Origin of the sequence: Clostridium nigeriense (assembly GCF_900086595.1) — a bacterium.
Lineage (GTDB): Bacteria > Bacillota > Clostridia > Clostridiales > Clostridiaceae > Clostridium > Clostridium nigeriense.
On sequence record NZ_LT575472.1, the window covers coordinates 1,129,260 to 1,155,345 of the forward strand.

General features: G+C 26.7%; 27 protein-coding genes, 1 pseudogene and 1 other annotated feature. Of the genes and pseudogenes, 24 read left to right on the forward strand and 4 right to left on the reverse strand.

Translation table 11 applies throughout. The annotated features are described in order from the left end of the window. Positions 1-146 precede the first annotated feature (146 nt). Entirely contained in the window at positions 147-488 is a 342-nt protein-coding gene (locus BN6774_RS05530) for a hypothetical protein (RefSeq protein ID WP_066891026.1), read from the reverse strand. A 109-nt stretch (positions 489-597) separates the two neighbouring features. Between BN6774_RS05530 and BN6774_RS05535 the strand changes: the two genes are divergently transcribed. The 5 genes from BN6774_RS05535 to BN6774_RS18270 all read left to right on the forward strand — a co-directional run bounded on the left by BN6774_RS05535 (position 598) and on the right by BN6774_RS18270 (position 6,660). Then, on the forward strand, positions 598-3,615 hold the full coding sequence (locus BN6774_RS05535; protein WP_066891029.1) for a DEAD/DEAH box helicase: 3,018 nt from the start codon (positions 598-600) through the stop codon (positions 3,613-3,615). 9 nt (positions 3,616-3,624) lie between these two features. Beyond that, complete coding sequence (locus tag BN6774_RS05540; protein ID WP_066891032.1) at positions 3,625-4,251, forward strand: DUF488 domain-containing protein; 627 nt, start codon at positions 3,625-3,627, stop codon at positions 4,249-4,251. 19 nt (positions 4,252-4,270) lie between these two features. Then, the gene (locus tag BN6774_RS05545) at positions 4,271-4,810 is read left to right on the forward strand and encodes a 2'-5' RNA ligase family protein (RefSeq protein ID WP_066891035.1); all 540 of its coding nucleotides are present in this window, start codon (positions 4,271-4,273) and stop codon (positions 4,808-4,810) included. A gap of 229 nt (positions 4,811-5,039) precedes the next feature. Further along, positions 5,040-6,536: a sodium-dependent transporter gene (locus BN6774_RS05550; RefSeq protein WP_066891038.1), complete on the forward strand. Its 1,497-nt coding sequence runs from the start codon at positions 5,040-5,042 to the stop codon at positions 6,534-6,536. Between the two features lie 13 nt (positions 6,537-6,549). Then, a complete protein-coding gene (locus tag BN6774_RS18270) occupies positions 6,550-6,660 on the forward strand; it encodes a MetS family NSS transporter small subunit (protein WP_106404259.1) in 111 nt (36 codons plus the stop codon). A 120-nt stretch (positions 6,661-6,780) separates the two neighbouring features. Here the strand turns inward: BN6774_RS18270 and BN6774_RS05555 are convergent, their stop codons facing one another. Continuing rightward, positions 6,781-7,752, reverse strand: a complete 972-nt coding sequence (locus BN6774_RS05555) for a hypothetical protein (protein WP_066891041.1) — start codon at positions 7,750-7,752, stop codon at positions 6,781-6,783. Between the two features lie 129 nt (positions 7,753-7,881). On the opposite strand from BN6774_RS05555, the pseudogene BN6774_RS05560 reads away from it, so the two are divergent. The 7 genes and pseudogenes from BN6774_RS05560 to BN6774_RS05590 all read left to right on the forward strand — a co-directional run. Beyond that, positions 7,882-8,325: pseudogene (locus BN6774_RS05560) on the forward strand (GNAT family N-acetyltransferase); the annotation flags it as partial. Positions 8,326-8,487: 162 nt separating this feature from the next. Next, positions 8,488-8,862, forward strand: a complete 375-nt coding sequence (locus BN6774_RS05565) for a GntR family transcriptional regulator (protein WP_066891048.1) — start codon at positions 8,488-8,490, stop codon at positions 8,860-8,862. Continuing rightward, positions 8,849-9,697: an ABC transporter ATP-binding protein gene (locus BN6774_RS05570; protein ID WP_235829584.1), complete on the forward strand. Its 849-nt coding sequence runs from the start codon at positions 8,849-8,851 to the stop codon at positions 9,695-9,697. The genes BN6774_RS05565 and BN6774_RS05570 overlap by 14 nt, the downstream gene beginning before the upstream one ends. Further along, positions 9,697-10,404, forward strand: coding sequence for an ABC-2 transporter permease (locus tag BN6774_RS05575; protein WP_066891054.1), 708 nt, complete (start codon positions 9,697-9,699; stop codon positions 10,402-10,404). The genes BN6774_RS05570 and BN6774_RS05575 overlap by 1 nt, the downstream gene beginning before the upstream one ends. A 12-nt stretch (positions 10,405-10,416) precedes the next feature. Continuing rightward, positions 10,417-10,977, forward strand: a complete 561-nt coding sequence (locus tag BN6774_RS05580) for a hypothetical protein (RefSeq protein WP_066891057.1) — start codon at positions 10,417-10,419, stop codon at positions 10,975-10,977. A gap of 31 nt (positions 10,978-11,008) precedes the next feature. Continuing rightward, positions 11,009-11,716 carry an ABC-2 transporter permease gene (locus BN6774_RS05585; RefSeq protein ID WP_066891059.1) on the forward strand — a complete coding sequence of 236 codons (708 nt, stop codon included), beginning with the start codon at positions 11,009-11,011 and terminating at the stop codon, positions 11,714-11,716. An 11-nt stretch (positions 11,717-11,727) separates the two neighbouring features. Then, positions 11,728-12,300, forward strand: a complete 573-nt coding sequence (locus BN6774_RS05590; RefSeq protein ID WP_066891062.1) for a hypothetical protein — start codon at positions 11,728-11,730, stop codon at positions 12,298-12,300. A 111-nt stretch (positions 12,301-12,411) separates the two neighbouring features. On the opposite strand, the gene BN6774_RS18930 is transcribed toward BN6774_RS05590, so the two are convergent. Further along, positions 12,412-12,540 carry a hypothetical protein gene (locus tag BN6774_RS18930; protein WP_268873130.1) on the reverse strand — a complete coding sequence of 43 codons (129 nt, stop codon included), beginning with the start codon at positions 12,538-12,540 and terminating at the stop codon, positions 12,412-12,414. A 346-nt stretch (positions 12,541-12,886) separates the two neighbouring features. On the opposite strand from BN6774_RS18930, the gene BN6774_RS05595 reads away from it, so the two are divergent. The 6 genes from BN6774_RS05595 to BN6774_RS05620 all read left to right on the forward strand — a co-directional run bounded on the left by BN6774_RS05595 (position 12,887) and on the right by BN6774_RS05620 (position 19,112). Continuing rightward, positions 12,887-14,809, forward strand: a complete 1,923-nt coding sequence (locus BN6774_RS05595; protein WP_066891063.1) for a PrkA family serine protein kinase — start codon at positions 12,887-12,889, stop codon at positions 14,807-14,809. A gap of 4 nt (positions 14,810-14,813) precedes the next feature. Further along, positions 14,814-15,989: a sporulation protein YhbH gene (gene yhbH, locus BN6774_RS05600; RefSeq protein ID WP_066891065.1), complete on the forward strand. Its 1,176-nt coding sequence runs from the start codon at positions 14,814-14,816 to the stop codon at positions 15,987-15,989. A gap of 2 nt (positions 15,990-15,991) precedes the next feature. After that, positions 15,992-17,362 carry a SpoVR family protein gene (locus BN6774_RS05605; protein ID WP_066891068.1) on the forward strand — a complete coding sequence of 457 codons (1,371 nt, stop codon included), beginning with the start codon at positions 15,992-15,994 and terminating at the stop codon, positions 17,360-17,362. A 116-nt stretch (positions 17,363-17,478) separates the two neighbouring features. Then, the gene (locus BN6774_RS05610) at positions 17,479-18,021 is read left to right on the forward strand and encodes a rubrerythrin family protein (protein ID WP_066891069.1); all 543 of its coding nucleotides are present in this window, start codon (positions 17,479-17,481) and stop codon (positions 18,019-18,021) included. Between the two features lie 11 nt (positions 18,022-18,032). Beyond that, a complete protein-coding gene (locus BN6774_RS05615) occupies positions 18,033-18,734 on the forward strand; it encodes a hypothetical protein (RefSeq protein WP_066891077.1) in 702 nt (233 codons plus the stop codon). 12 nt (positions 18,735-18,746) lie between these two features. Next, a complete protein-coding gene (locus BN6774_RS05620; protein WP_066891079.1) occupies positions 18,747-19,112 on the forward strand; it encodes a hypothetical protein in 366 nt (121 codons plus the stop codon). Between the two features lie 23 nt (positions 19,113-19,135). Here the strand turns inward: BN6774_RS05620 and pssA are convergent, their stop codons facing one another. Beyond that, a complete protein-coding gene (gene pssA / locus BN6774_RS05625) occupies positions 19,136-19,657 on the reverse strand; it encodes a CDP-diacylglycerol--serine O-phosphatidyltransferase (RefSeq protein ID WP_066891081.1) in 522 nt (173 codons plus the stop codon). A gap of 252 nt (positions 19,658-19,909) precedes the next feature. Between pssA and BN6774_RS05630 the strand changes: the two genes are divergently transcribed. From BN6774_RS05630 to BN6774_RS05655, 6 genes are all read left to right on the forward strand, one after another. Then, complete coding sequence (locus BN6774_RS05630; protein WP_066891084.1) at positions 19,910-20,797, forward strand: YegS/Rv2252/BmrU family lipid kinase; 888 nt, start codon at positions 19,910-19,912, stop codon at positions 20,795-20,797. A gap of 311 nt (positions 20,798-21,108) precedes the next feature. Then, positions 21,109-22,368 (forward strand): magnesium transporter, encoded by a 1,260-nt coding sequence (locus BN6774_RS05635; RefSeq protein WP_066896454.1) that lies wholly within the window; start codon positions 21,109-21,111, stop codon positions 22,366-22,368. Positions 22,369-22,438: 70 nt separating this feature from the next. Further along, positions 22,439-22,666, forward strand: a binding site (T-box leader). Between the two features lie 177 nt (positions 22,667-22,843). Continuing rightward, positions 22,844-23,752 carry a cysteine synthase A gene (gene cysK, locus BN6774_RS05640; protein ID WP_066891087.1) on the forward strand — a complete coding sequence of 303 codons (909 nt, stop codon included), beginning with the start codon at positions 22,844-22,846 and terminating at the stop codon, positions 23,750-23,752. 13 nt (positions 23,753-23,765) lie between these two features. After that, positions 23,766-24,350: a serine O-acetyltransferase EpsC gene (gene epsC, locus BN6774_RS05645; RefSeq protein WP_066891090.1), complete on the forward strand. Its 585-nt coding sequence runs from the start codon at positions 23,766-23,768 to the stop codon at positions 24,348-24,350. Positions 24,351-24,358: 8 nt separating this feature from the next. After that, complete coding sequence (queG, locus tag BN6774_RS05650) at positions 24,359-25,345, forward strand: tRNA epoxyqueuosine(34) reductase QueG (RefSeq protein ID WP_066891093.1); 987 nt, start codon at positions 24,359-24,361, stop codon at positions 25,343-25,345. Positions 25,346-25,379: 34 nt separating this feature from the next. Next, entirely contained in the window at positions 25,380-26,084 is a 705-nt protein-coding gene (locus BN6774_RS05655; RefSeq protein ID WP_066891096.1) for a lysophospholipid acyltransferase family protein, read from the forward strand. Positions 26,085-26,086 lie beyond the last annotated feature (2 nt).

Consider the following 26,086-nt stretch of genomic DNA (forward strand, 5'->3'; position numbering starts at 1 on the left):
TTAAGTTAAATATAACTAAATAAAAGAGTTTATTTAGTTATAAAATGAGTATAAAAAATATTTAATTTTATATAAAAAATGTTAAAAGGATACCTATTAAGATAACCTTTTATGCTTAAGAAGCTAAATATTCAGTTATAGATATATTAAGACTCTTGTGTATAATAATTAATTGCTAATTCACCAGGACCAATTACAATAATAGTGTCTGTAGATTCAATATATCCAATATTTAATGAATCATTAATCACATCAGGAAAAAATATTTTATACATTCTAACGCGGTTTTGAGAATCTATAACAACAACTGATGCCATTTTATCCTTTGAAAAAAGAGATATAGTTGCATAGTATTTTCCAGAAGCGTTAATTCTATATATTCCTTCTTTATAGACATCAGATTTAGGAATTGTAAGGGCTTTAGTATTAAAAGAAAAACAAGAAACACAAATTAGTAGTGCAGAAATAAATAAAAAAATTTTTTTCATTAAACCAACCTCCTAATGATAGTATCTAATAATTAAGTTGTTTTATTCTTTAGAAATTATAAAAGATTAGTAGTATAATAATAAGTACTCTTTTATAAGGAGGGATAGAATGAATTTAAGAAATATGATGAACTCATTATTAAAGCTAAGTTCTAGCATTTCTATAAATAACGGGAAAAATTTATTTAAAAAAGGTTTTGTTAAAAAGATTATAAGTAAAAAAATTGATGATATTTATCATGTATATGGAAGAGTTTTAGATAATAAAAATGAATATAGTATCCATATAAAATTTAATTTTAATAATGAAGTTAAAGACGTTAAATGTACTTGTGATCAATTTGAGGAAAATAGTAAAGAAGTGAAAAATTATACTTGCAGTCATATACTTGCAACTATGTATAAGTTTTATTATGAAGCTTCAAATAAAGTTCAAAAACAAGAAATTAAAAATACAAAAAATTTAAAAGAAGCTTTAAATATTGATATTAAATTAAAAGAAGTTAAGATTAACAACAAAAATGAATATTATCTTGAGCTAAGAGCAGGAAAAGAAAATACAATAGCAGTTGAGGCTTTAGGAAAGTTTTTATTTTATGACGATAATAATTTTAAATATAAAGATTATTTAGTTGTAGAGTTATTAAGAAAAAAGTTTAAAGAAGATAAAGAGAGAATAGTTAATGGAAGAAGCTTTAAGATTTATGATAATGAACTTAAAGAGCTTTTAAGTTTAATAGATAGTAAGAAAGAAGTTGTTTTAAATTATGATTATATGAATTATACATCTCAAATTTATAATGAAGATATTCCTTTAATTTTTACTATAAAGAAAAAAGGGGATGCTATATTAGTAAAACCTCAAAAGAAAAATTTAATACCTTTAAATTATGATAAAGATGTATGGATTTATGAAAAGAAAATATATTTACCATCTGAGAATCAATTAAAATACTATAAAGGTGTTTATGAAAAATTAAGAGACAAAGAAAATTTATTATATAAATGTACAGATGAAAATTTAAAAAAGATATTATTTATATTAGGTGAAATATCTAAAGATATTATTATAGATGAAACAATTAAAGAAGAAATAAATAAAATTAATACTCCTAAGTTTTATATTAAAAAAGAAGGGGTTAATATTATTTGTGATTTGAAAATAGATTATATTAATTCTTTACATGGAATTAAAGATAATAGATTTATTGAAAAGTTAGAAATGACCCTTGAAAGATATAAGTTTATAAGAAAAAATGAAAAATTTATTTTTATAGGTAATGAAGAAGATAAATATACCTTATTAAAAGAAGGGTTAGAATTTTTAAATAAAATAGGAAGAGTTATTTTATCTAGGGATTTTAAAGATATTAATTTAATAAACTCTATTGATATTGTTAGTAATTTAAGAGAATTTAAAGAAAAATTTTATTTTGATTATAAAATCGAAGGATTAGAGTATGAGGAAATTCCAGAAGTTTTAAATACTATTAGGAGAGGAAGTCCTTTTTATAAAACTAGAAGAAGTAGTTTTTTAGATTTAAAGGATGAAAAGCTAGTAGGATTTTTTAGAGTTTTAGAAGAACTAAATTTATTTAAGGATACATATGAAAAAGAAATAGAAGTAAATAAATTTGATTTACTTCACTTAGAAAATAAAATAAACAATAAAAAACTTCCCTTTATATATGGAGAAGAAAAAATAAATATTTTATTAGAAAAGTTAAAAAATAAAGAAAAGGAGTATATTGTTCCAGATAATTTAAATGCTAAGCTTAGAGAATATCAAAAGGTAGGTTATAACTGGCTAAGAACAATTGAAGATTTAGGCTTTGGAGGAATTCTTGCAGATGATATGGGCCTTGGAAAGACTATTCAAACTATAGCTTTATTATTATCCAGGGAAGGAAAAAGAAGTTTAATAATTACTCCAACAGCGGTTATTTATAATTGGAAAAGTGAATTTGAAAAATTTGCGCCTAGTTTAAAAGTTGGAATTATTCATGGAAGTTTAAAAGAAAGAATAAATACTTTAGATGAGTTTAATACTTATGATGTTTTATTAACTACATATGGAACTTTAAGAAGAGATATTTCTTTATATGAAGATAAAGATTTTGATTTTTGTATAATTGATGAAGGACAAAATATTAAGAATAAAGCTTCAAAGGTTTCAGAAGCAGTTAAATTAGTAAAGGCTAACTGTAAAATAGCATTAACAGGAACTCCAATTGAAAATAATTTATTAGAACTTTGGTCAATATTTGATTTTATAATGCCTATGTATTTATATTCAGAAGAAAGTTTTAAAATGAAATTTACTAAAGGTAGTGATGAAGATTTAAAAGAGTTAAAGATGCTTATTTCTCCTTTTATTTTAAGAAGATTAAAAGAAGATGTTTTGGATGAATTACCAGAAAAAATAGAAAAAGAATATATAATTCCAATGTCAAGCAAACAAAAGCAAGTTTATAATGGATATTTAAGAGAAGTTAAAAAGAAACTAAAGGAAAGTAAAAGAAGTAAAATTCTTATATTTTCTTATTTAACTAAGCTACGTCAATTATGTTTAGATCCATCACTTTTAATAGAAGATTTTAAAGAAGAGAGTTCTAAAATAAAAGCTTTAGAAGAAATAATAAATGAAGTTTTAGAAGTTAATAAAAAGATAATTGTATTTTCACAATTTACATCTGTTTTAAATAAAATAGGAAATAAGTTAGATAATAATAACATAGAATATTTATATTTAGATGGAAGTGTTAGTGCAAAAGAAAGATTAAAGCTAGCTAAAGAATTTAATGAAGGTAATAAAAAAGTATTTTTAATATCACTAAAGGCTGGAGGAGTAGGACTTAATTTAACAGCTGCAAATGTAGTTGTACATTTTGATCCTTGGTGGAATCCAGCAGTAGAAAATCAAGCTACAGATAGAGCTTATAGAATAGGTCAAAAAAATGTAGTAGAGGTTATAAAATTAATTTCAAAGGATACTATAGAAGAAAAGATTGTTAGATTACAAGAAGAAAAGAAGGAGTTAATAAGCAAAGTAATAGATGGAAATTCACTAAATGGTGATAAATTAAATTCAATTACAGAGGAGGAATTACTAAATCTTTTTAGTTAGTAAAATAATATGGATATATATACTATAGGTCATTCAAATTATTCAATGGAAAAGTTAATACAAATGTTAAGATACTATAATATTGATACAGTTGTAGATATTAGAGGAACTCCGTATTCTAAATATAATGTTCACTTTGATAAGGAAAGAATAAAATATAGCTTAACAAAAGCTGGATTTATATACATTTATATGGCAAAAGAGCTAGCAGCAAAGAGAATAAATAAAATTTCTTATAATGAGGAAGGATATTCTGATTTTGAAAAAGTAGTACAAGAAGAGGATTTTATTAAAGGAATAGAAAGGCTTAAAGATGGTTGTAATAAGGGGTATAGAATTGCATTACTTGGAGCTATGCAAGATCCCATAAGATGTCACAGGAGTATTTTAGTTGGTAGGGCATTAAAAGAGGCTGGATTTAATGTTATGCATATTTTAGATGATTTAAGTATTAAAAATCAAGATTATATAGATGAAAGAGTTCTAGATAAGTATTTTCCAGATAGATCACAGCTTACTATAGATGCATTACTAGGTAATGAAATGAGCATTGGTGAAATGATAAATGAAGGATATAGAATGGCAAATAAGGAAATTGGATATAGAATAGAAAATTTACCTATAAATAAAAAATAGCTTTTAAGGAGGAGTAATAGTGAGATATGTAATAGTATGTGTAATAAAGGGAGAAGCTGGAAGGTTCAATAATGAAATGAGAAAAGATATTTTTAAAAAGTTTAATGCTAAATCATCTAAGCTTCCAGCACATTTTACTATTAAATCTCCTTTTGAATATGAAGGAAGCATACGAGATTTAGAGTCTGCCTTATATAAATTTAGTAAGGAAGAAGAGAAGTATTCTTTTATAATGAATAAATATAATCATTTTGATGATAGAGTTATTTATATGGATGTTAATATGTCTAAAGAGGCAAAAGAAGTTCATGATAGGCTAATAGATTTACTTAGTAGTTTTGAATATATTAAGTTTAATAAAAAAGATGGAAAAAATAAAATTTTTCATGTAACTTTGACATCTAAGAAAGTTCCACCAATTTTTGGTAAGCTTTGGGATTATGTTAATCAGTATACCTTTGATTTTACTTGTCATTTTGATAATATAAGTATTTTTAAATGGGAAGATTCAACTTGGAAACTATATAGAGAATTTAAAATAGAGAGAAAAATCAAATAATAGATAAATATTAATATTCATAAAAATAAGCATCTAAAATTAATAGATGCTTATTTTTTATGTAAAAATCAATATATAAATTGATTATATAATAAAAAAACATAAGAAAAAGTTATTTATTATTAAAAAATATTTTTATAATATAACATTATATTAAAAATATATTGATTTTATTAACATTTTAATATAATATATATTTAAACTTTAGATTATATAGGGGGAGAAAACAATGGAAGAAAACAGAGAGCAATGGGGTTCAAAATTAGGTTTTATTATAGCAGCAATAGGATCGGCAGTAGGGTTAGGGAATATATGGAGATTTCCTTATATAGCATACACAAATGGTGGGGGAGCGTTTTTAATACCATATTTCTTTGCAATTTTTACAGCTGGAATTCCTTTATTAATATTAGAATATGGTCTTGGACATAAATATAAGGGATCAACGCCATTAGCAATTTCAAAGGTAAGAAAAAGATGGGAATGGCTTGGATGGTGGCCAACTATAAATGCATTTATAATATTAACATATTATTCTATGATTTTAAGTTGGACAATAAATTATTTAAAATTTAGCTTAACAAAATCATGGGGAAATGATAGTAATACTTTTTTTCATGTAAACTTTATAAAACTTACAGAATCGCCTTTTGAATTTGGAGGGTTTATAACACCAATATTAATTGGAACAATACTAGTATGGATTATAAATTGGTTTATTTGCTATAAGGGAATTAAAGCGGGAATAGAAAAGGCAAATAAAGTACTTTTACCAACTCTCGTAGTCATTATGATAATTATTGCAATAAGGGCAGTAAATTTAGATGGTGCATCTATAGGGTTAAATACACTATTTACTCCAGATTGGGCAAAGGTTAGGGACCCTAAGGTATGGATAGCAGCTTATGGACAAGTTTTCTTTTCATTAAGTTTAGCAATGGGAATAATGATCACATATTCAAGCTACTTACCTAAGAAAACTGATATTAATAATAGTGCTTTTATGACTGCTTTTGCAAATTGTGGATTTGAATTTTTATCAGCTATTGCTGTATTTTCTATTTTAGGGTTTATGGCAAATATTAAAGGTGTTCCAATGAATGAAGTTGTTTCAAGCGGAGTTGGACTTGCTTTTGTAGCTTTTCCAGCTGTATTCAATGAAATGGGAACACTAGGAAATATATTAGGAACATTATTTTTCCTTTGTCTATTATTTGCTGGAATAACCTCCTCGGTATCTTTAATTGAAGCTGTATCAGCACCTTTTATTGATAAGTTTGGATGGGCGAGAAATAAAGTGGTTGGAATTATTTGTTTAATTGGTATTTTAATAGGAAGTCTTTATACTACGGGAGCAGGACTATATTTATTAGATATTATTGATAACTTTATAAATAATTACGGAATAGTTGTTGTTGGATTGCTAGAAGTATTCTTAATTGGTTGGATTGCAAGTCCGGAATTAATAAGAGAGCATACTAACGAAATATCGTATTTTAATATAGGTAAATGGTGGAATATTTGTGTTAAGTTCGTGACACCAACTATATTGATATTTATGCTAGTTCAAAGTATATTAACAGAAATAAAGACACCTTACGGTGGTTATGAACTATCAGCTTTATTTGCTTATGGATGGAGTATAATTGGCTTTGGTATAGTTTTAGCACTAATTATAAGTAAAAGAAAATGGAAAAATAAGAGTTTGTTTATAGAAGTAAAATAAAGGGGGCTTTAAAATGACAGGTGTAGCATTAGGATTTTTTGCTTTAGGAGCAGTTGTTTTATGGGGAGGATTAGCATTAACCTTTGTAATAACCATATATAATGAAAAAAAACAATCTGTTTAGAATTGAAAAGTTTAATTGTAATTTCTCCCAAATTAATAAAATAGAAAAAATGGAGCTACCAAAAAGGTAGCTCCATTTTATATTCATTATAAATTATCCATAGTTGGAGCAAAGCAAGCACTACACTACTCTCCAAGGTTCTTCTATTTTTTCTTGAGTTATACTATATTCTATTTGTCTCGAAATATCTCTATGAAGCTTAAGTTTTTTTATTTTTGCAGTAAACTCTTCAGAAAATACCTTTACAGTCTTACTTATATTTTTAGTTGATGTATTAAATATTTCAAGAGGTGTTAAAAACTTATTACTATCTCTAAATTCATCTAAATATTTAATTGCTTCATTTGAAGATTCAAGTGCAATTTTATTAATTTCTTCTATTAAGTTTTTATTGAAATTTTCTGGATATTTAACTTCTAATACTATTCTATAGCTTATAGTTCTTCTTTGCTTGCATGGTATTTTTACAGTTAAGTCATTTCCATCAACTTCACCTAAGTAATTAACTAAAAAGTCATTTCGTTCTTCAGGAATTTCAACAGAAGATAAAACTTTTGAATAAGTATTTTTGATACTATCTGTTGTAAATTCTTTTTTTGTAGGTTCTAATGACTCTTTTCTTAAGTTATTATCAGCACTTGCTTCAGTTCTATAGCATATAAATGAATCTATCCTATTTAGGTCTACACCAAAGTAAACCCAGGTACCTCTAAACCAACGGAGTCCAGAAACACTTCGTCTGTCTACATTTAATAAGAAGGCCCAATAATTTCTACCACCTCTTTCCCATATATAAGTGAATTTAAATAAGCAAAAACTAATTGAACCAGGACTTACAGCTTTAGTTTGAGGACCACTTCCCTTATTCTTAGATTTTCCTTTTGGTTCTTGATTTAAACTTTTAACTCCAGGAGCATCTTTAGATGGAGTAAAATTAGGTGGAGGTCCAATATTTAAATTACTTCCTTGAGGCTGAGTTCCCGGAAAAGTTGGGAAAGGATTAGGAAACATTTGCCTATAGTTTTCTGATGGAGGAGGTCTTAAGCTAGAGTCATCTTGATATAGAATTGAATCATCATCATTAAAATTCATTAATAAACTCCTAATATACTACTTTATAATTTATTATAGGTAAAATTTTTAGGAATGTTACATATATTAAAGTATTATTTTTATCAAAATTGGGAGTGATTTTATGGGGTAGAGGTTAGACATGCTAAGTTAACTGATTATAAGAATATAAGCAATATTTCTAAGGAATTACATTTATATCATTTAAAAAATAGATCTGATATATATAAAGAAGCTAGAAAAACTATCTATAGGACATATTTTAATGAATTATTAAAGGATAAGGAAATAGAAATATTAGTTGTAACTTTAGATGATAAAATAGTGGGATATTCAATAGTGAGATATATAGAGATTAATAATATGGAGTTATTAAAGGACAAATATTTTGCTTATATAGATGAAATATGTATTAAGGAAGGCTTTAGAAGAATGGGATTTGGAAAAATCTTATTTAATAAGATATATGAAATGGTTAAAAGTAATGGTGCTGAAAGCTTAGAGCTTGGAGTTTGGGGATTTAATGAAAGTGCAATAGAATTTTATAAATCTATGGGAATGGTTGAAAAAACTATTAGAATGGAGAAAAATTAATAATAAATAATTTAGTTTTGAAAACTCCTAAGGGAGTTTTTTCATTTTACTATAGAACGTTAATTTTTTATATTTATTTGGAAAGTATTGACACATATCTACGTACTGTATATAGTATACATATACGGTATTTACAGAAATTACAGTCTGTGAGGTGAGAAGGTGAAAATATTAATTAGTAATTCTTCCAAGCTTCCTATTTATGAGCAAATAGTAAATTCTATTAAGGAAGCAATTATAAGTGGGGATCTAGAGCCTAATGAAAAGTTACCATCTATAAGATCATTAGCAAAGGACTTGAATATAAGTGTTATAACCACTAAAAGAGCTTATGATGAGCTTGAAAGTCAAGGATTTATAGAAACAGTAGGTGGAAAGGGATGCTATGTTTCTTATTATAATAAGGAGTTAGTTTATGAAGAAAAACTAAAGGAAATAGAAGAGAAACTTGAAGATATTTTAAATATATCAAGAGCAATTAAGTTAAAGAAGAGTGATATTAAGAATATGATAGATTTGCTTTATGAAGGAGAATAGTATGATTAGGGTAGAGAATTTAAGTAAGATTAGAGAAAATTTTAGGCTTGAAAATATTTCTTTTGAATTAAAAGAAGGATATATTATGGGACTTGTTGGACCAAATGGATCGGGTAAAACAACATTAATTAAACTTCTTCTTGGCTTAATAAAAGCTGATGAAGGAAAAATTGAAATTTTTAACAAGGATATTTTTCAGGAAGAAGTTTATATTAAGGAAAATATTGGTTTTGTATTTGATAACTTTAACTTCTATCAACACTTAAATATTAAAGATTACAAGAAAATATTAAAGTCTTCCTATTCAAAGTTTAACGAGAAATTATTTAGTTCGTATATTGAAAGCTTTGGAATTAAAAGTAAAAGTTATATAGGAAATTTATCTAAAGGTGAAGCTATTAAAGTTATGTTAGCTGGAGCTTTGTCCCATGATGCAAAATTAATTATATTAGATGAGCCAACGGCAGGATTAGATCCTATAGTTAGAAAGGATATTTTAAAACTTCTTCAAGAATCAATAGAGGATGGAAATAGAAGTGTGATTATTTCAACACATATAACATCAGACTTAGATGGAATTGCAGATTATATAACATTTATTAATAAGGGAAAATTAGTTTTTAGTGAAGATATGGAATGGATAAAAGAAAGGTTTAGAATTTTTAGAGGTTCAAAGGAAGAACTTGAAAATAGTAATTTAAATTTTATATCTTATAAGAAAAATAAATATTATGAAGAAGGATTATTCATAAATAAAAATGGTTTAAGCTCTGAGAATATAAGTATTCCTACCTTAGAAGATATAATGTATCACTATATAAGGGGGGAGAAGTAATGCTTCAATTAATAAAAAAAGATTTATTAGTATCACTAAAAATACGATCATTAAAAGCTATTATATTAACTTGTATAGTTGGATTGTTTTTATTAAGTGGATTATCGTATATATTTCCAACTATTTTACCAATTATAATTACGTATATGGTAATTATGAATACTTTTTATTATGATAGTTTAAATAATAGTGAAAGCTATATATTAAGTCTTCCAAATAAGAGAGAAGATGTAGTTTATTCAAAATATATTTTAATACTTTTAGTTTTATTTTTATCAAATATATTTATGTATCTATTGTTTGGATTAAATATTTTAAACTCAGTTAGAGTTATGGTATTACAGGATGTAATTATAAGTTCATTAACAATATTATTAAGTTTTTCAATAACACTGCCTATTATATTTAAGTATAGATATAGAGTTGGAAGATTAATAGCTCCTTTTATTACTATTTTTATTGGATATTTGGCTTATACAAATAATACTATTAATAATTTTATTCAATATGGAAAAGAAACAATTTTAATTAACTTATCTAGAAAAATAGGGGTTTTATTTTACAATTTATTTAAATTTAATAATTATGATTATAAAGTTGTAGCAACAACTGTATATATTATTTTATTATTCATGATAGCAGTAATTATATTCTTATTTTCAATTTATATATCTTTGAAAATATATACAAAAAGAGATATAGGATAGGGGGCTGCTAAAATGAATAAAAAGTTTATTTATATGAGTTTAAGTATTTTTATATTAAGTTTAATTTTTATTTTAGGATTTAAATTTATTTTAGATAATAAAGTTTTATATGAGGATTCAATGAATTTTGACCAAGGTAAACCAATAATAAAGTATATTGGATTTGAAGAGGATGATAATTTTTATAAGATAAAAGTAAGTATAAAAAATACGATGGATTATTATGCTAGTTTTCATAATTTAAGTTTACAATTTGCTGGAAGATCGCAAGGGGCACCTACCTTTAGTGGATATGATAATACAGAAAGAGAATATATATTGAATTTAAAGCCAGGTGAAAAATATAATTTCAGTGCATACTTTGGACCTAAGGAAGAAAGAAATTATGTATTTGAAATTTCTAAGGGAATAAGCTTTGATAAGGAAGGTTTTGATACTGATAAAATGACTATTATATATAATGTTCAATATTATAAGTATAAAATTAATAACAATACTGTAATTGGTGGTGCTTTTTCTAGCAGCGCAACAGAATTTATAGATAATTCAATAGCTCCATATACTTTAGAATAAGTAAATATATTATGTAATAAGGGGGAAAACAATGCTTCAGTTAATAAAAAAAGATTTATTAGTTTCATTAAAAATAAAATCTTTAAAAAATATTATATTTACATTTGCTATTGGATTAGTAATTATGGGGACTTTATCATATGTACTTCCCACTATTATTCCCATAATAATAACTTATGTAGTGGTTATGAATAGTTTTTATTATGATAGTTTAAATAAAAGTGAAAGTTATATATTAAGTCTTCCAAATAAAAGGGAAGATATAGTTTATTCAAAGTATATTTTAATACTGCTAGTATTATTTTTATCCAATGTGTTAACTTATATTATATTTAGTATAAATTTCTTGGCTTTATCAAGAACAATGGTATTACAAGATGTAGTTGTTAGTTTTTATAGTATTATATTTAGTTTTTCAATAATAATACCTTTAATATTTAAGTTTGGATATAAAGTTATAAGAAATATAGGGCCTATTATAGTATTTATGATTTTCTATATAATTGGATTTAGATATGAGCACATTATATTAGGAAATAATTTAGGTGAAAATTTTTTGATAGATATATTTAATAAAATAGTAATATTTTCAATTAAGCATTTTAATTTAATAACCCATGATATTACTAATACAACAAAACAAATGTATTGCATATTTTTATTTTTAGTAATAGTTCTTATATTTTTATCTTCAATATTTATATCTTTAAAGATTTATATGAAAAAAGATATAGAGTAGGAGGATGGAAAATGAATAAAAGGTTTATGAAAATAAGTTTAGGAATTTTTTTGTTTTTGGCATTTTCCTTATTAGGCTTTAAGTTTATTTTTGGTAATAAGAAAATTTATAGTGATGGAATAGTTAATGTGCCAGATTCTAGTATAAGATATGAAGGCTTTGAAGAAGATGAAGAAAATTATATAATAAAAATTAGTTTTAAAAATAATAGTAAGTATTATGGAATTATAAGAGAAGCTAAGTTACAGTTTCAAAGAGATAGTAAACATGGATTTTCTAATAATACTGGTCCTATATTTGAAGGATACGATTTAAAGTCTAGAGAGTATTTTGATAATTATAAAGATGGAGAAGAAGTATACAGTCCTTTTTTAAATCCTTATGATAAGAATATATATTTTTTTGAAATACCAAAGGGATTAAGTTTTGATGAAAAAGTATTTGATACAAATAGGATTATAATATCTTATAATATAGAGTATTTAAAATATAAAACAAAAAATAATGCTGTTACAGGAAGTATTACAACAAAAGGTGGTTTTGAGTTTTTAAATAATTCTTTATATCCATATAGAATACAATAACATAATAAATTAATATAATATTTAATTTAAAATACTAAAAAATCCACGGATACATATTTGCCGTGGATTTTTTAGTATTAATTAATATTTATTTAATTTTTAATTCACTGCTTAGTTTTTCTTTTCTTCTTTACCGTAAATTTCTTCATATGAATTTTGTTCTTCATTCATGTTTTTTACGATTTCCTCTGATTTTTCTCTTCTACACTTTTTGCTAAGCATGCATGCTATTCCATCCATGTATAACACCCCTTTATGTTTTTCTTAATGTTATTATACTACATTATAATCAAATTATCAACAAAAGTTACTAATTAATAATAGTTATTAATTTGTCAAGCTTGATAGTTATTAGATTATCAATGAGTGTAATATTTAATATTATTTAGATTAATAAAATATATTATTTCCAAAATGAAATTATATATGCAGGTTTTATATCATTAAAAACTAAATAAATTATATTCACATTTTTTACTCTTTTACATACTTATAGAAAATTAAAAGGAGTTTGTTTATGGTAAAAATACTTGTCATATATAAACAAGGACAATGAATATATTTTATAAAAAGGAGGGGAGTCATTTTGAATTTCAAGGAATTTATAAAAAGTGATAGAGAAAGCAGAAATAAGGAAAAATTTGAAGGAACATTTTTAGATTATTTAGAAATAGTTAGAGAAAACCCAGATATAGCTAAACTTTCTCATAGTCGAATATACGACATGATAGTTAGTAAGGGTGTAGAAGTGCTAAAGGGTGAGGAAAATCCTAAGGTTAAAAAAATATATGGCAATGATTCTATAAGAAAATATGGATTCTTTAAGGATGATTTCTTTGGTATTGATAAGATAATTATGAAACTAGTAAATTACTTCCATTCAGCATCTATGAATGGAGAAGAGGCTAGACAAGTATTATATTTAGTTGGACCAGTTGGTGCGGGTAAATCTTCTTTAGTTGAAGCATTGAAAAAGGCATTAGTAGAATGTGAACCCATTTATTCATTAAAAGGTTGCCCTATGCATGAAGAGCCTTTACATTTAATACCAACTCATTTAAGGCCAGATTTTGAAAAATTATTAGGAGTAAAAATAGAGGGAGACCTATGTCCAGTATGCAAGTACAAATTATTAAATGATTATAATGGAGAGTATGAAAATTTCCCAGTAGAGAAAAAAGAGTTTTCTATTAGATCAAGAAAGGGAATTGGTGTTGTTCCACCAGTTGATCCAAATAATCAAGATACCTCTATATTAACGGGGTCAATAGATATATCTAAAATGGATATGTACCCTGAAGATGATCCAAGAATATTTTCACTAAATGGAGCATTTAATGTTGGTAATAGAGGCTTAGTTGAATTTATAGAAGTATTTAAAAATGATGTTGAATACCTTCATACAATTATCACTGCAACTCAAGAAAAGTCAATTCCTTCCCCAGGAAAAGGCTCAATGATTTATTTTGATGGTCTAATAATAGCCCATTCTAACGAAGCTGAATGGAATAAATTTAAATCAGATCATACAAATGAAGCTATATTAGATAGAATAGTTAAAATAGAAGTACCTTATTGTTTAGAGCTAGATGAAGAAGTTAAGATATATGAAAAAATATTAAAGAAGAGTAATTTTAATGCACATATTGCTCCACATACTATGAAGATAGCAGCTATGTTTGCAATTCTTACTAGATTATCAGCCTCAGCAAAGGTTGATCCTATAACTAAGCTTAAGATATATAACGGTGAAGAAATAGTTGAAAAGGGTGGAACAAAGAGAATTGATATTAGTGAGCTAAGGGAAGAAGCAGGTTCTTATGAAGGAATGAAGGGAATAAGCACAAGGTTTATTATAAAGGCAATAGATAATGCTTTATCTAGTTCAGAGCATAATTGTATTAATCCTTTAAGTATAATGGAAAGCATAGTTAAATCCGTTAAGGAGTTAGATATAGCCTCAGAAGATAAGAAAAAGTACTTAGGATTTATTCAAGATACTATAAGAAAAGAATATAATAAAATTTTAGAAAAGGAAATTACTAAGGCATTTATACATTCATTTAGGGAACAAGCTGAAAGTTTATTTGATAATTATATTGATAATGCAGAAGCCTTTGTTAATAAGAGTAAGATAAAGGACACATCTACTGGAGAAGAGCTAAATCCAGATGAAGAATTTATGAGAAGTATTGAAGAGCAAATTGGAGTATCAGAAAACTCCTGCAAGGGCTTTAGAGCAGATGTAACTTCTTATATGTTCTATTTAGTTAGAAATGGAAGCAAGATAGATTATACTTCTTATGAACCATTAAAAGAAGCGATAGAAAAGAAACTTATGGCATCTGTGAAAGATCTTTCAAGAATAATAACTAAATCAAGAGTTAGAGATTCAGAACAGGCCGAAAAATATAATTCTATGGTTAATGAAATGCAAAATAATGGATATTGCTTACACTGCTGTGATGTAATTCTTAAATATGCTGCAAACAACTTGTGGAAGGATTGATAAAATGGCAATCTTTAGGGATAATGCTGATAATCCATTAGAGCATGATAGATCTATAGAAGATAGAAGAAGGCATAGGCAGTTAGTTGAGAAATCTATAAAAGAAAATTTAGGAGATATTCTTTCAGAAGAGAGTATAATTGGTGAAAGTAAAAATAAGAAATTTAAGATTCCTATTAGAGGAATAAAAGAATATCAATTTGTTTTTGGTAAGAACAACAAGGGGGTTGCAACTGGGACGGGAGAAGAAAAACGTGGAGATAAAATAGGAGAGGGTGGAAAAAATTCTGGAAGTGAAGGAAATAAAGGGGCAGGTAATTCACCAGGAGAAGATATATATGAGACAGAAGTTACCTTAGAAGAGCTTTTAGATTATATTGTTGAAGATTTAGAGTTGCCAAATTTAGATAAGAAAAAGTATTCTGAAATAATTACAGAAAGCTCAGGAAGAAAGCGTGGATATCAAAGATATGGAATAAATCCAAGACTTGCAAAAAAGAAAACAGTTGCTTCAAAAATAGCTAGAAAGCAAGGAAAAAAGAGGGCATTATTAGAAGCAGGATTAAGTAATAATATTGAAAGGTTTCCTTTTAAGGAAGAGGATTTAAGATATCACAAGGTTAAGAAAAAACCTAAAAAGGAAAGTAATGCTGTAATGATATTTATTATGGACGTTTCAGGTTCCATGGATAGTAGCAAAAAGTATTTAGCAAGATCCCTATTCTTTGTTTTATCTAGATTTATAAGAAGAAAATATAATAATATTGCTTTTGAATTTATATCTCATACAACCGTTGCAAAGGTAGTAAATGAGTTTGAATTTTTTCATAAGGCAGAATCTGGTGGAACCTATATATCTAGTGGTATAAACACAGCTTTAAAATTAATAAGAGAAAAATATCCACCGGAAATGTGGAATATTTATCCCGTTTATGCTAGCGATGGGGATAACTGGAGTGAAGATAATGAACGTGCAATGAAATCTGTTAGGGATCTTTGTGATATAAGCAATATGTTTGGATATGCGGAATTATTACCTTCTACCTATTCAACTACCATGTATTATAGATTTAATAAGGAAATAAATAATAAGAACTTTGTCTCTGTAATAGTTAAGGAGAAGAAGGACTTATGGGGGGCTTTAAAGATAATGTTATCTAAAGAGCTAAAGGAGGAATAATTATGGAATACAATGTTAGCACTTTAGAAGAGTGGAATGAAATTATAGAAGAAAAAGCAAGGGAGTTTGGACTTAATTTTTATCCACAAGAATTTGAAATAATAGGTTTTAATGAGATGCTAGGATATGAGGCATATGTAGGTATGCCTTCAAAATATCCTCATTGGAGTTATGGTAAGGCCTATGATAAAAATAAAACACTGTATTCATTAAATATGACAGGATTGCCATATGAAATGGTAATAAACTCAAATCCATGTTTAGCTTATTTAATGAGGGAAAATACATTGTTATTACAAATATTAACTATGGCTCATGTTTATGGACATAACGATTTTTTTGCTAATAATAGATTATTTACTGAAGGTACTAAAGCAAAAAGCGTTTTAGAGATGTTTAAGCTAGATGCTGAAATTATTAGAGACTATATAAATGATCCTAGTATAGGTTATGAGAGGGTTGAAAAGGTATTAGATGCAGCTCATGCAATAAGATACCAAATACCTAGAGTTGTTGGAATAAAGGAGTTATCTAACGAAGAAATAAAAGAAAGAATAATTTCAGATTACAATTCTAAGAAAGAAAACAAAGGTATATTAGATGTTCATGAGGAAATTGAATTTCCTGATGTTTCTAAGATTCCTTTAGAACCTTGTGATGATGTAATAGGATTTATTATAAAATATAGCTCTTTAGAAGAATGGGAAAAAAATATATTAAGAATAGTTAAAAGAGAAACTCAATATTTTATGCCACAAATTGAAACTAAAATCATGAATGAAGGATGGGCAAGTTTTTGGCATTACAATATATTAAGGTCCTTAAACTTAGACGATGGACTTCACTTTGAATTTTTAAAAAGACATAATGATGTAGTAGCTCCTATTTTAGGTGGTTTAAATCCTTATTATATAGGCTTTAAGATCTTTGAGGATATAGAAAAAAGGTATGGTAGAGAAAAAATATTTGAAGTTAGAAAAAATGAAAGAGATAGTTCTTTCTTAAGAAGGTATTTAACTAGAGAACTTTGTGAGGAATTAAATTTATTTCAGTATGCAAAGAAAAGTTTTGATTATGTAGTTAAGGAAGTTCCTGATGAGGAAGGATGGAGAGAAATAAGAAATTATTTATCAGATACCTGTGGAATAGCGTCTATTCCATATATAAGAGTGGTTGATTTAAATAGAAGAGATTTAACCCTTACTTTAGAACATTATTTTGATGGTAGAGAATTAGAACTTTCTTATGCTAAGGAAACTTTAAAGTATGTACAAGATTTATGGGGCCATAAGGTAAAATTAATAACTAAGAATAAAGATGAAAAGTCTATAGAATTAGTTTGTAATGAAGATAGAAATATCTTTGTAAATTAAGATAATTCTTATTATATATTGGTAGCGTTATAAAATATTTCTCTGCTAACTTTTGCCTTCACAATTGGATGTAGCATTGCATAATGTATAAGTGTATAAATTTTTAGGAGAATAGTATGGATTTTAAGGGAAGTAAAACTGAACAAAATCTTTATAGAACCTTTGCAGGTGAGTCAAGGGCAAGAAATAAATATACTTTATATGCAGAAAAGGCAAGAGTTGATGGATATCAATGGGTAGCTGAAGTTTTTGATGAAACTGCACATAATGAATTAGCTCATGCAAGAGAAGTTTATGGATCATATTTGAATTTAATAGGTTGCACTAAGAACAATTTATTAGATTGTATTTTAGGAGAAACTAACGAAACAGAGAATGTTTATAAAAAATTTGAAGAGGAAGCTAGGGCAGAGGGATTTACTGAAGTTGCAGATTTTTATAAAGAGTTAGCTGAAGTTGAGGAAAGTCATGCAAAGAGATTTAAAGAACTTTACGATAAGATAGAAGATGGAACTATGTTTAAGGGACCTAAGGATTCTTTATGGGTATGTATGAACTGCGGTTATATTCATGAGGGAGAAGAGGCACCTTTAGTTTGTCCTTTATGTAAATATCCAAGAGCATACTATAAGCCTTATTGCAAAGTTTCTAACCCTTAAGGAGGTTGCTTATGTTTATTTCAATACCAAAGGAGTTTTTTGTTCCAGTAGTATTTAGTGAAGATTTTAGATATAATACAGAAAATAATTCTATGGAATATGATACACAAGAAAAAGCTATTATTAATAGAGATAAACTTCAGGACCTAGATTCTATAAATGATACTAGGCAAGAGGAAGAATTTATTGCTTATTATAAGAATAACATAGTAGATGAGGATGTTGAGGAGCAAACTATTAAATATATAATAAGTTTTGTAAGATTTATAGATGAACTAAAGGATGCAAATTGTTTAGGAAAAACTAAATTTGAAAGTATAAAATTAATAAATTATTATGCTAAAAGCTTTAGAGATTTATATGAAGACTATAATAAATTGATATCTAATGTAAGAATGCCAATATCTTCATCTGACAAGGACGGATTAATTGATAAGTATATAGGTAAACTTGCAGATATATATAATGAAAACTTAAGAGAATTAAATTGCAAAAATTTAAATTATGATATGGTTGAGAAAACTATAGATAATTTACTTGAGGATGCTAGAGAAATATTAAAAGAGAAAATAAGAAATATTAATTGCAGACTAGTAAATAAAGAAGTAACTTGTAAGAAGCCTAAACAAGTTGAAGATATCTTTAATGAAGGTGAAAGTATGTATAAATTTATAGATGAAGAATTCTTAGGAGAAATAAAAATAGCTAAATAAGCAGGTGATTAATTGGCTTACAGGCATTTAATAAAAGATCAGTATACAGATATAAGTAATTTAACTACACTTTTAAATTCCTTAGTTAACTCCTATAGATTATTAATAGGAGGAGCTTATGAACTTAACAATATATCAGAAGCAAAGAAAAGTGATGTTAAGGAAGCTGTTAAGAGAGCAGATGATGTAGGTGAAATTATTGATGAGATAATAAAAGCTTTAGATGAATGCAATACTTCTTATGTTAAGTATTGTAAGATAAAGAAAAGCTTTATAGACGAAAAGGCAATAAAGGATAATATATTAACAGAGATTAATTATGAATTAGATTTTAAAAATTCTCCTCATAAATATAAAGATGACGAAGAAGAAGAATAAAGAGCCGTCCATAGGACAGCTCTTTAAACTTTTTTCAATTTAAATGTACTTACCATAAGATAAGAACCTAATATTAATAAAATTATTGGAATAAATGGATTTACCCTAACATTTAAAGTAAAGAATACAAATATAGCTATAAAGCTTCCTGCAATTGTTATAGGTACTCCAGTAAATACTCCATCAAAGCTTGATGTATTATATCTAGCTAATCTATATGCTCCGCAAATAGGGAAGGCTAGTAAAACTGCGATTCCGATTATTCCAGCAGGTCCTACATTTTTTAATTCATACATTAAAAAAGTAAGAATTGATGGTGCAACTCCAAAGGATACAAGGTCTGCAAGAGAATCTAATTCCTTTCCAAGTTCGCTAGAAACATTTAACCATCTTGCAACTCTTCCATCATATCTATCTACAAGTGCAGCTATTAAAATAAAGAAGCATGCAAATAAGTAGTTTCCACTCATAGTATATAAAATAGAGATTATTCCACATGATAAATTTATAAATGTAAAAATATTAGGGATACAACTTTTTTTCATATAATCACTCCTGGTCTAAAAGTTATAAGGATTTATTTTCCCTTTTCCTTATTATCAAATCAATATTATATCATAGTTTATAAAGAAATATAAGAGATTTAAATATTAAATTAATTATTAAGATAATTTAAGATATTTTTAAGAAATAGGACTAATAATTGATTTGATTTATTTGTAAAATATAGTAATATACTATATAGTATAATTTTATTATATGGAATTATTAAAAATTTATAATGCAGGAGGGGTAATGTGAAAAAGGTTAAATTTATTTATAACCCATACTCTGGAGAAAACTTAATACTTGATCATCTTGATAAGGTTATAAAAATACACCAACAAGCAGGATACACTATTGTCCCATATAGAATAGATAAGGAAGAAGATGTAATAAACGCTTTTAATGATTTTAAAGATAGCAATTACTACTATGTTTTAATAGCAGGTGGAGATGGAACTATTGATAATGTAGTAAATGCTATGGCGAAATGTGGTATTTCTATTCCAATTGGTATTTTACCAGTAGGTACAGCAAATGATTTTGGAAAATTTTTAGGAATGCCATCGGATATAAGCAAAGCTTGTAGACAAATATTATCATCAGAGGTTACCTCAGTAGATTTAGGTAGCATAAATGATAAATATTTTGTTAATGTAGCAAGCACAGGTTTATTTACTGACGTATCTCAAAAAACAGATGTTAATTTAAAAAATACTATAGGAAAATTAGCCTATTACTTAAAAGGGCTTGAAGAACTACCTAACTTTAGAAAACTTGCAATAAAAATTAAAGCAGATGAAATGGAATACGAAGGAAATATGTATTTTATGTTAGTATTCAATGGACAAACAGCAGGAAACTTTAAATTAGCAACTAGAGCAAATGCAACTGATGGATTACTTGACGTAATAATATTTAAAGCTATTCCTATAATTGAATTAATTCCTTTATTCGTAAAGGTTCTAAAGGGAGAACACTTAGATTCAGATAACGTAATTTATTTTAAAACAAATAATTTATATGTAGAATCAAATGAAAATATTGTTACTGATATAGATGGAGAAAAGGGGCCAGATTTTCCACTTAATATTAAATGTATAAAGGGTGGATTAAAAGTTTTAGGTGCTAAAAATTGTTAATTTAATAATTATTATAAAAACTCAAGGTTATTAACTTGAGTTTTTTATATTTAAATTATAATTTTCTACTTAAATTTTCATTTATACGTTGCCTTTTTACTTAATTTTAATATAATATAATATTGGATAGAATATATGTAAAATTTAAAAATAATTCTTGATAAATAAGGGGTGAATTTAAAATGGAGGGTGTCCCTCAGAGTAGTGATTTAATAAAATTGAATATTAGATTTTTAGAGGAGATATACTTCATTATGAATTAACTTCAAATATTTCTCCTCTAAAAAGAAGGAGGAATATATATGAAAAATATGAAGAAACTATCAGTATTTCTATATACAAATATCCTAGGAAGAAAGATATATGATGAGTTTGACGAAAGCATTGGAGAACTTAAGGATATTTATGTAACTACTGAGGATGGCTATCCTAGAGTTATTGGTTATAAGGTAAAAAGAGATGGTTCCACTTTTCATTATGAGTTTAGGACTATTAATTTTTATCAACAAGAAGGCAATAGGATAAAGATAGTTACAAGAGGTAGTAAGGAAATACTACCGAGGACATATTCCTATTTACTATCACAACATTTATTAGACAAAAAAATTGTAGATATAAATGGAAAACAAGTTGTAAGAGTTGATGATTTAAGGATAGCAGAAATTGCAGGAGAATATAGGGTTATAGCAGTTGAAACAGGTCCTTATGCTAGATTTAGAAGACTTAATTGTGCAAAGATAGGAAGTTTTATTTATAAGGTTTTAAGGAAGGAATATGAAGATAGAGTATTGATGTGGGATGATGTTGAATCCTTAGAAATGGTAAATAACAACTTACAAATTTCTGTTCCATATAAAAAACTCTCAACATTACATCCAGCAGATTTAGCAGATATATTAGAAAATTTAGATGCAAGCTCAAGAAAGCAAATCTTTGAATCCTTAGATGAAGATTTAGCAGCAGATACATTAGAAGAAATAGATCCAGAGTATAAGGGAAGTATAATAAAAGAATTAAGTGAAGCTAAGGCAGCAGAGCTTTTAGAAATAATGTCTAATGATGAAATAGCAGACGTATTAGATGAACTAGATGATGAAGAAAGAGAAAAAATTCTTATAAATTTAGAAAAAGAAGATGCTGATGAGGTAAAAGAAATATTAAAATATGAGGATGAAGCTGTAGGTAGTATAATGAGTACAGATTTTATTTCCTTTAATTTAGATATAACTGTTGGTGAAATAATAGATATTTTAAGGGAAATGGAAGAAGTAGAAGAAGATGAGCTTTATAGAATTTATATAACAGATGAAGAAGAAAAGGTCATTGGTTCTATCACACCTTCTGATTTAATTTTAAATAAGCCAGATGTTAAAGTTAAAGATATAATGGTAGAAGATATAGATGTTATAAGAAATGATGTGGATGTAGATGAAGCCATAGAACTTATTGCAAAGTATGATTTGTTAACTGTACCAGTTATAGATGAAGAAAATAAGTTAATAGGAGCTGTAAATGCTCATGATATAATAGATGAAATCTTATATCCAATATGGAAGAAAAAGATAAGATGATAAGTTAAATATTGACAATTAAAATTTTAGTCATATAATAAGAATATAAAATTTAGTAAATTACTCGGAATTAAAAACTATGAAAAAGAAAAGTAGTATAAAGGAAGGTTACAGAGAGAAAAGGTAGATGAGAACTTTTCACCTAGAATTTATATGAAGTGCCCTTTGGAGTTGAAGTTTGAACTAATAGTAGAACTTTCCGGAATCATCCGTTACAATGAAATGCAATTGCATTAAGAGTGAGATTAAATTTTTAATCTAATTAGAGTGGAACCACGGAGGTTACTTCGTCTCTATAAGGCTTAGAGACGAAGTTTTTTTATTATTTAAAAGTTTATACAATGTAAAATTATTGATGATTTTAGCATGAAAAAGCATATATAGATTACACGGAGATAAAGAATAAAGAGACTGTCGAAAAATGAAAAATTAATTAAAAAACTCCAGTAAGAGTTATTTAATTTTGGAGGATGTTATGATTTATAATAATATATTAGATTTAATAGGAAACACACCAATTATAAAATTGAATAATTTGGTGGATAAAGATAGTGCTGAAGTTTATGTAAAATTAGAAAAATATAATTTAGGTGGAAGTGTTAAAGATAGGGCTGCTTTAGGAATGATTGAAAAAGCAGAAAGTGAAGGTAAATTAAAGAAAGGCTCTATAATAGTAGAACCTACAAGCGGAAATACTGGTATTGCTTTAGCTATGATAGGAAGGCTTAAGGGATATAAGGTTATTATAGTAATGCCGGATACTATGAGTAAGGAGAGAAGAGATTTAATTAAGGCTTATGGAGCGGAGCTTATATTAACAGATGGAGCAGAAGGCATGAATGGAGCTATAGAAAAGGCTAAAGAGCTTTCTAAAAAGGAAAATTATTTTATGCCTCAGCAGTTTGAAAACTTAGCAAATAGTGAAAAGCATTATTATACAACTGCCGAAGAAATATATTCTGATTTAAAGGATTTAGATGTATTTATTGCAGGGGTAGGAACTGGTGGAACTGTAACTGGAGTAGGAAATAAATTAAAGGAAAAAATAAAGAATATAAAAATAGTAGCAGTTGAACCGAAAAAATCACCTGTTTTAAGTGGAGGAAATGCTGGAGCTCATAAAATTCAAGGGCTAGGATCAGGGTTTATACCTGAAATTTATAACCCTAAAGTTATAGATGAAGTAGTAAAAGTTTCGGATGATGATGCTTTTAAAATAACTAAATTAGTTGCTGAAAAGGAAGGCATATTACTTGGAATATCTTCAGGGGCAGCTATCTATGTAGCTTTAGAAATGGCAAAAAAAATAGGTGAAGGTAAAAAAATATTAGCAATGGCACCAGATGGAGGAGAAAAGTATATATCAATGGGAATATACGATTAGAGGAGGAAAAGTTGTGTTTAATAAATTAAAATATGATATAAACAATATATTAGAAAATGATCCGGCAGCCAGAAGTAAAATAGAAGTGTTTTTATTATATCCGTGTATTCATGCATTAACAGCATATAGAATGGCACACTTTTTATATAATCATAAAAGATTTTTTTGTGCTAGATTAGTGTCACAAATTGCTAGATTTATTACAGGAATAGAAATTCATCCAGGAGCAAAAATAGGAAAAGGATTATTTATAGATCATGGAATGGGAGTAGTTATTGGAGAAACTACTGAAATAGGAGATAATGTCACTATTTATCATGGTGTTACCCTTGGAGGAACTGGAAAAGAAAAAGGTAAAAGGCATCCAACTGTTGAAGATAATGTTATAATAGGAGCAGGAGCAAAGGTTCTTGGACCAATAGTTTTAAAAAAAGGTAGTAGGGTTGGTGCAAATACTGTTGTTTTAAAGGATGTTCCAGAAGGTGCTACTGTTGTTGGTTGTGCAGGAAGAAATATAATTAAAAATGCAGATGATATAATTGAAGTAATAGATAAAGAAGGAAATAGAAAAACTATATATAACAACATGATGATATAGAGGTTATTATGATTAAAGATGAAATTATAAAATTCTGTGAAGGTTTAGGCTTAGATACTTTAGGATTTATAAAGTGTAGGGAATTTACAGAGTTAAAGTCCTTCTTTTATGAAAGAAAAGAAAAAGGACTTGAAAATGAATTTGAAGAAAAGGATGTCTTAAAGAGAATAAATCCTTATATATATATGGAAGAGGGGAAAACTATAATTTCAATAGCTTTCCCTTATCTTCATGATGTTAATTATTTTGATAATGGATTTTCTGTTTACACAAGAGGAACTGACTACCATAGAGTAGTTAAATCTTATTTAGAAAAGATATGTGAATTTATAGAAAGTAAAGGTGGAAAAGCATCATCCTTTGTAGATAGTAATTTTTTACCTGAAAGGTATATAGCATATTTAGGAAAAGTGGGGTTCGTTGGGAAAAATAATTTAATAATTACAGAAAAATATGGCTCATATGTTTTTTTAGGTGAAATTATAACAAATTTAGAAATTGAAACAGAGGAAAGAGATTATAGAGAAATTCAAAACTTTAAGGAATGTGGAGAATGTGAACTTTGCTATAAGGCATGTCCAAGTAAAGCTATTAATTCTTATAAGAAAAATAGTAATATTTGTGTATCTTATTTTACTCAAAAAAAAGAGCTAGAGGATAAACATATAAAGTTATTAAAAGGTAGAGTATTTGGATGTGATAGTTGCCAAACTTCTTGTCCATATAATGAAAAAATAGAGTACTCTAATATAAAAGATTTTTATCCCTATGATTTTATGAATAGAGATAATTCTATTGATTTAATAAATGTAAGTACAAAGGAGTTTAAGGAAAGTTTTTTTAGAACTTCTTGTGGCTGGAGAGGGAAGAATGTTTTAAAGAGAAATGCATTAATTAAAATTAATAATGATAATGGCGATATTAGTAATATTAAAACAGATTCCACTTATTTGAAAGATTATGTTAATAGACTTTTAAAGAGGAATAAAATATAATATTAGATATAAAGTGAGGAAGTGAGGGAGAATAATGTTATCACCAACATTAGTAAAGGTAATAAATGCTTTACCAGAGTCAGTAGTAGTAAAGATAACAAAATTTATTGTAAATAAGTATTTTAAAAAATATGCTAATATTAAAATAGAGGGATTTGAAAATGTAGGAAATGCTAAAGGGCCTATAATATTTATATGCAATCATTTAAGTAATGCAGATGGTTTGATTTTAGATAAGGTACTGAAGGAAAAGTATGATCCAACCTTTGTAGCTGGAATAAAATTATCAAACGATCCAGTAACAAAGCTTGGAACTATGATGGTTAAAAACGTAGGTATTAAACCTAATTCAGCTGATAAAGAAGCAATAACTAACATAGTAAAATTAGTTAGAGGTGGAGAAAACCTTATGATTTTTCCAGAAGGAACTAGAAGTAGGACAGGTGCTATGATTGAAGGTAAGAAAGGAATTTTATTAATTGCAAGACTTACTAAAGCAACAATAGTACCTATTGCTATGACAGGTACAGAAATACTTCTTCCTATAAATGATAATGGAGATATGGGAGGAGAAAAATTTAATTATGCAGATGTAAATATTAAATTTGGAGATCCTATATCATTACCTACAAAAGAAAAAGATGAAGATAAGCATGACTATGATGATAGATGCATGGAATACATAATGAAGTCAATTGCAAACTTACTTCCTGAAAAATATAAAGGAGTATATAAGTAGGT

Excerpts from the sequence above, each read along its gene's own strand:
- BN6774_RS05605 (WP_066891068.1), top strand. The coding sequence starts at position 15,992 with ATGGAATACAATGTTAGCACTTTAGAAGAGTGGAATGAAATTATAGAA.
- BN6774_RS18270 (WP_106404259.1), top strand. The coding sequence starts at position 6,550 with ATGACAGGTGTAGCATTAGGATTTTTTGCTTTAGGAGCAGTTGTTTTA.
- BN6774_RS05540 (WP_066891032.1), top strand. The coding sequence starts at position 3,625 with ATGGATATATATACTATAGGTCATTCAAATTATTCAATGGAAAAGTTA.
- yhbH (WP_066891065.1), top strand. The coding sequence starts at position 14,814 with ATGGCAATCTTTAGGGATAATGCTGATAATCCATTAGAGCATGATAGA.
- pssA (WP_066891081.1), bottom strand. The coding sequence starts at position 19,657 with ATGAAAAAAAGTTGTATCCCTAATATTTTTACATTTATAAATTTATCA.
- BN6774_RS05615 (WP_066891077.1), top strand. The coding sequence starts at position 18,033 with ATGTTTATTTCAATACCAAAGGAGTTTTTTGTTCCAGTAGTATTTAGT.
- queG (WP_066891093.1), top strand. The coding sequence starts at position 24,359 with ATGATTAAAGATGAAATTATAAAATTCTGTGAAGGTTTAGGCTTAGAT.
- BN6774_RS05580 (WP_066891057.1), top strand. The coding sequence starts at position 10,417 with ATGAATAAAAAGTTTATTTATATGAGTTTAAGTATTTTTATATTAAGT.
- BN6774_RS05550 (WP_066891038.1), top strand. The coding sequence starts at position 5,040 with ATGGAAGAAAACAGAGAGCAATGGGGTTCAAAATTAGGTTTTATTATA.
- BN6774_RS05610 (WP_066891069.1), top strand. The coding sequence starts at position 17,479 with ATGGATTTTAAGGGAAGTAAAACTGAACAAAATCTTTATAGAACCTTT.
- BN6774_RS05535 (WP_066891029.1), top strand. The coding sequence starts at position 598 with ATGAATTTAAGAAATATGATGAACTCATTATTAAAGCTAAGTTCTAGC.
- BN6774_RS05575 (WP_066891054.1), top strand. The coding sequence starts at position 9,697 with ATGCTTCAATTAATAAAAAAAGATTTATTAGTATCACTAAAAATACGA.
- BN6774_RS05530 (WP_066891026.1), bottom strand. The coding sequence starts at position 488 with ATGAAAAAAATTTTTTTATTTATTTCTGCACTACTAATTTGTGTTTCT.
- BN6774_RS05635 (WP_066896454.1), top strand. The coding sequence starts at position 21,109 with ATGAAGAAACTATCAGTATTTCTATATACAAATATCCTAGGAAGAAAG.
- BN6774_RS05655 (WP_066891096.1), top strand. The coding sequence starts at position 25,380 with ATGTTATCACCAACATTAGTAAAGGTAATAAATGCTTTACCAGAGTCA.
- BN6774_RS05585 (WP_066891059.1), top strand. The coding sequence starts at position 11,009 with ATGCTTCAGTTAATAAAAAAAGATTTATTAGTTTCATTAAAAATAAAA.
- BN6774_RS05590 (WP_066891062.1), top strand. The coding sequence starts at position 11,728 with ATGAATAAAAGGTTTATGAAAATAAGTTTAGGAATTTTTTTGTTTTTG.
- BN6774_RS05555 (WP_066891041.1), bottom strand. The coding sequence starts at position 7,752 with ATGAATTTTAATGATGATGATTCAATTCTATATCAAGATGACTCTAGC.
- BN6774_RS18930 (WP_268873130.1), bottom strand. The coding sequence starts at position 12,540 with ATGGATGGAATAGCATGCATGCTTAGCAAAAAGTGTAGAAGAGAAAAA.
- cysK (WP_066891087.1), top strand. The coding sequence starts at position 22,844 with ATGATTTATAATAATATATTAGATTTAATAGGAAACACACCAATTATA.
- BN6774_RS05570 (WP_235829584.1), top strand. The coding sequence starts at position 8,849 with ATGAAGGAGAATAGTATGATTAGGGTAGAGAATTTAAGTAAGATTAGA.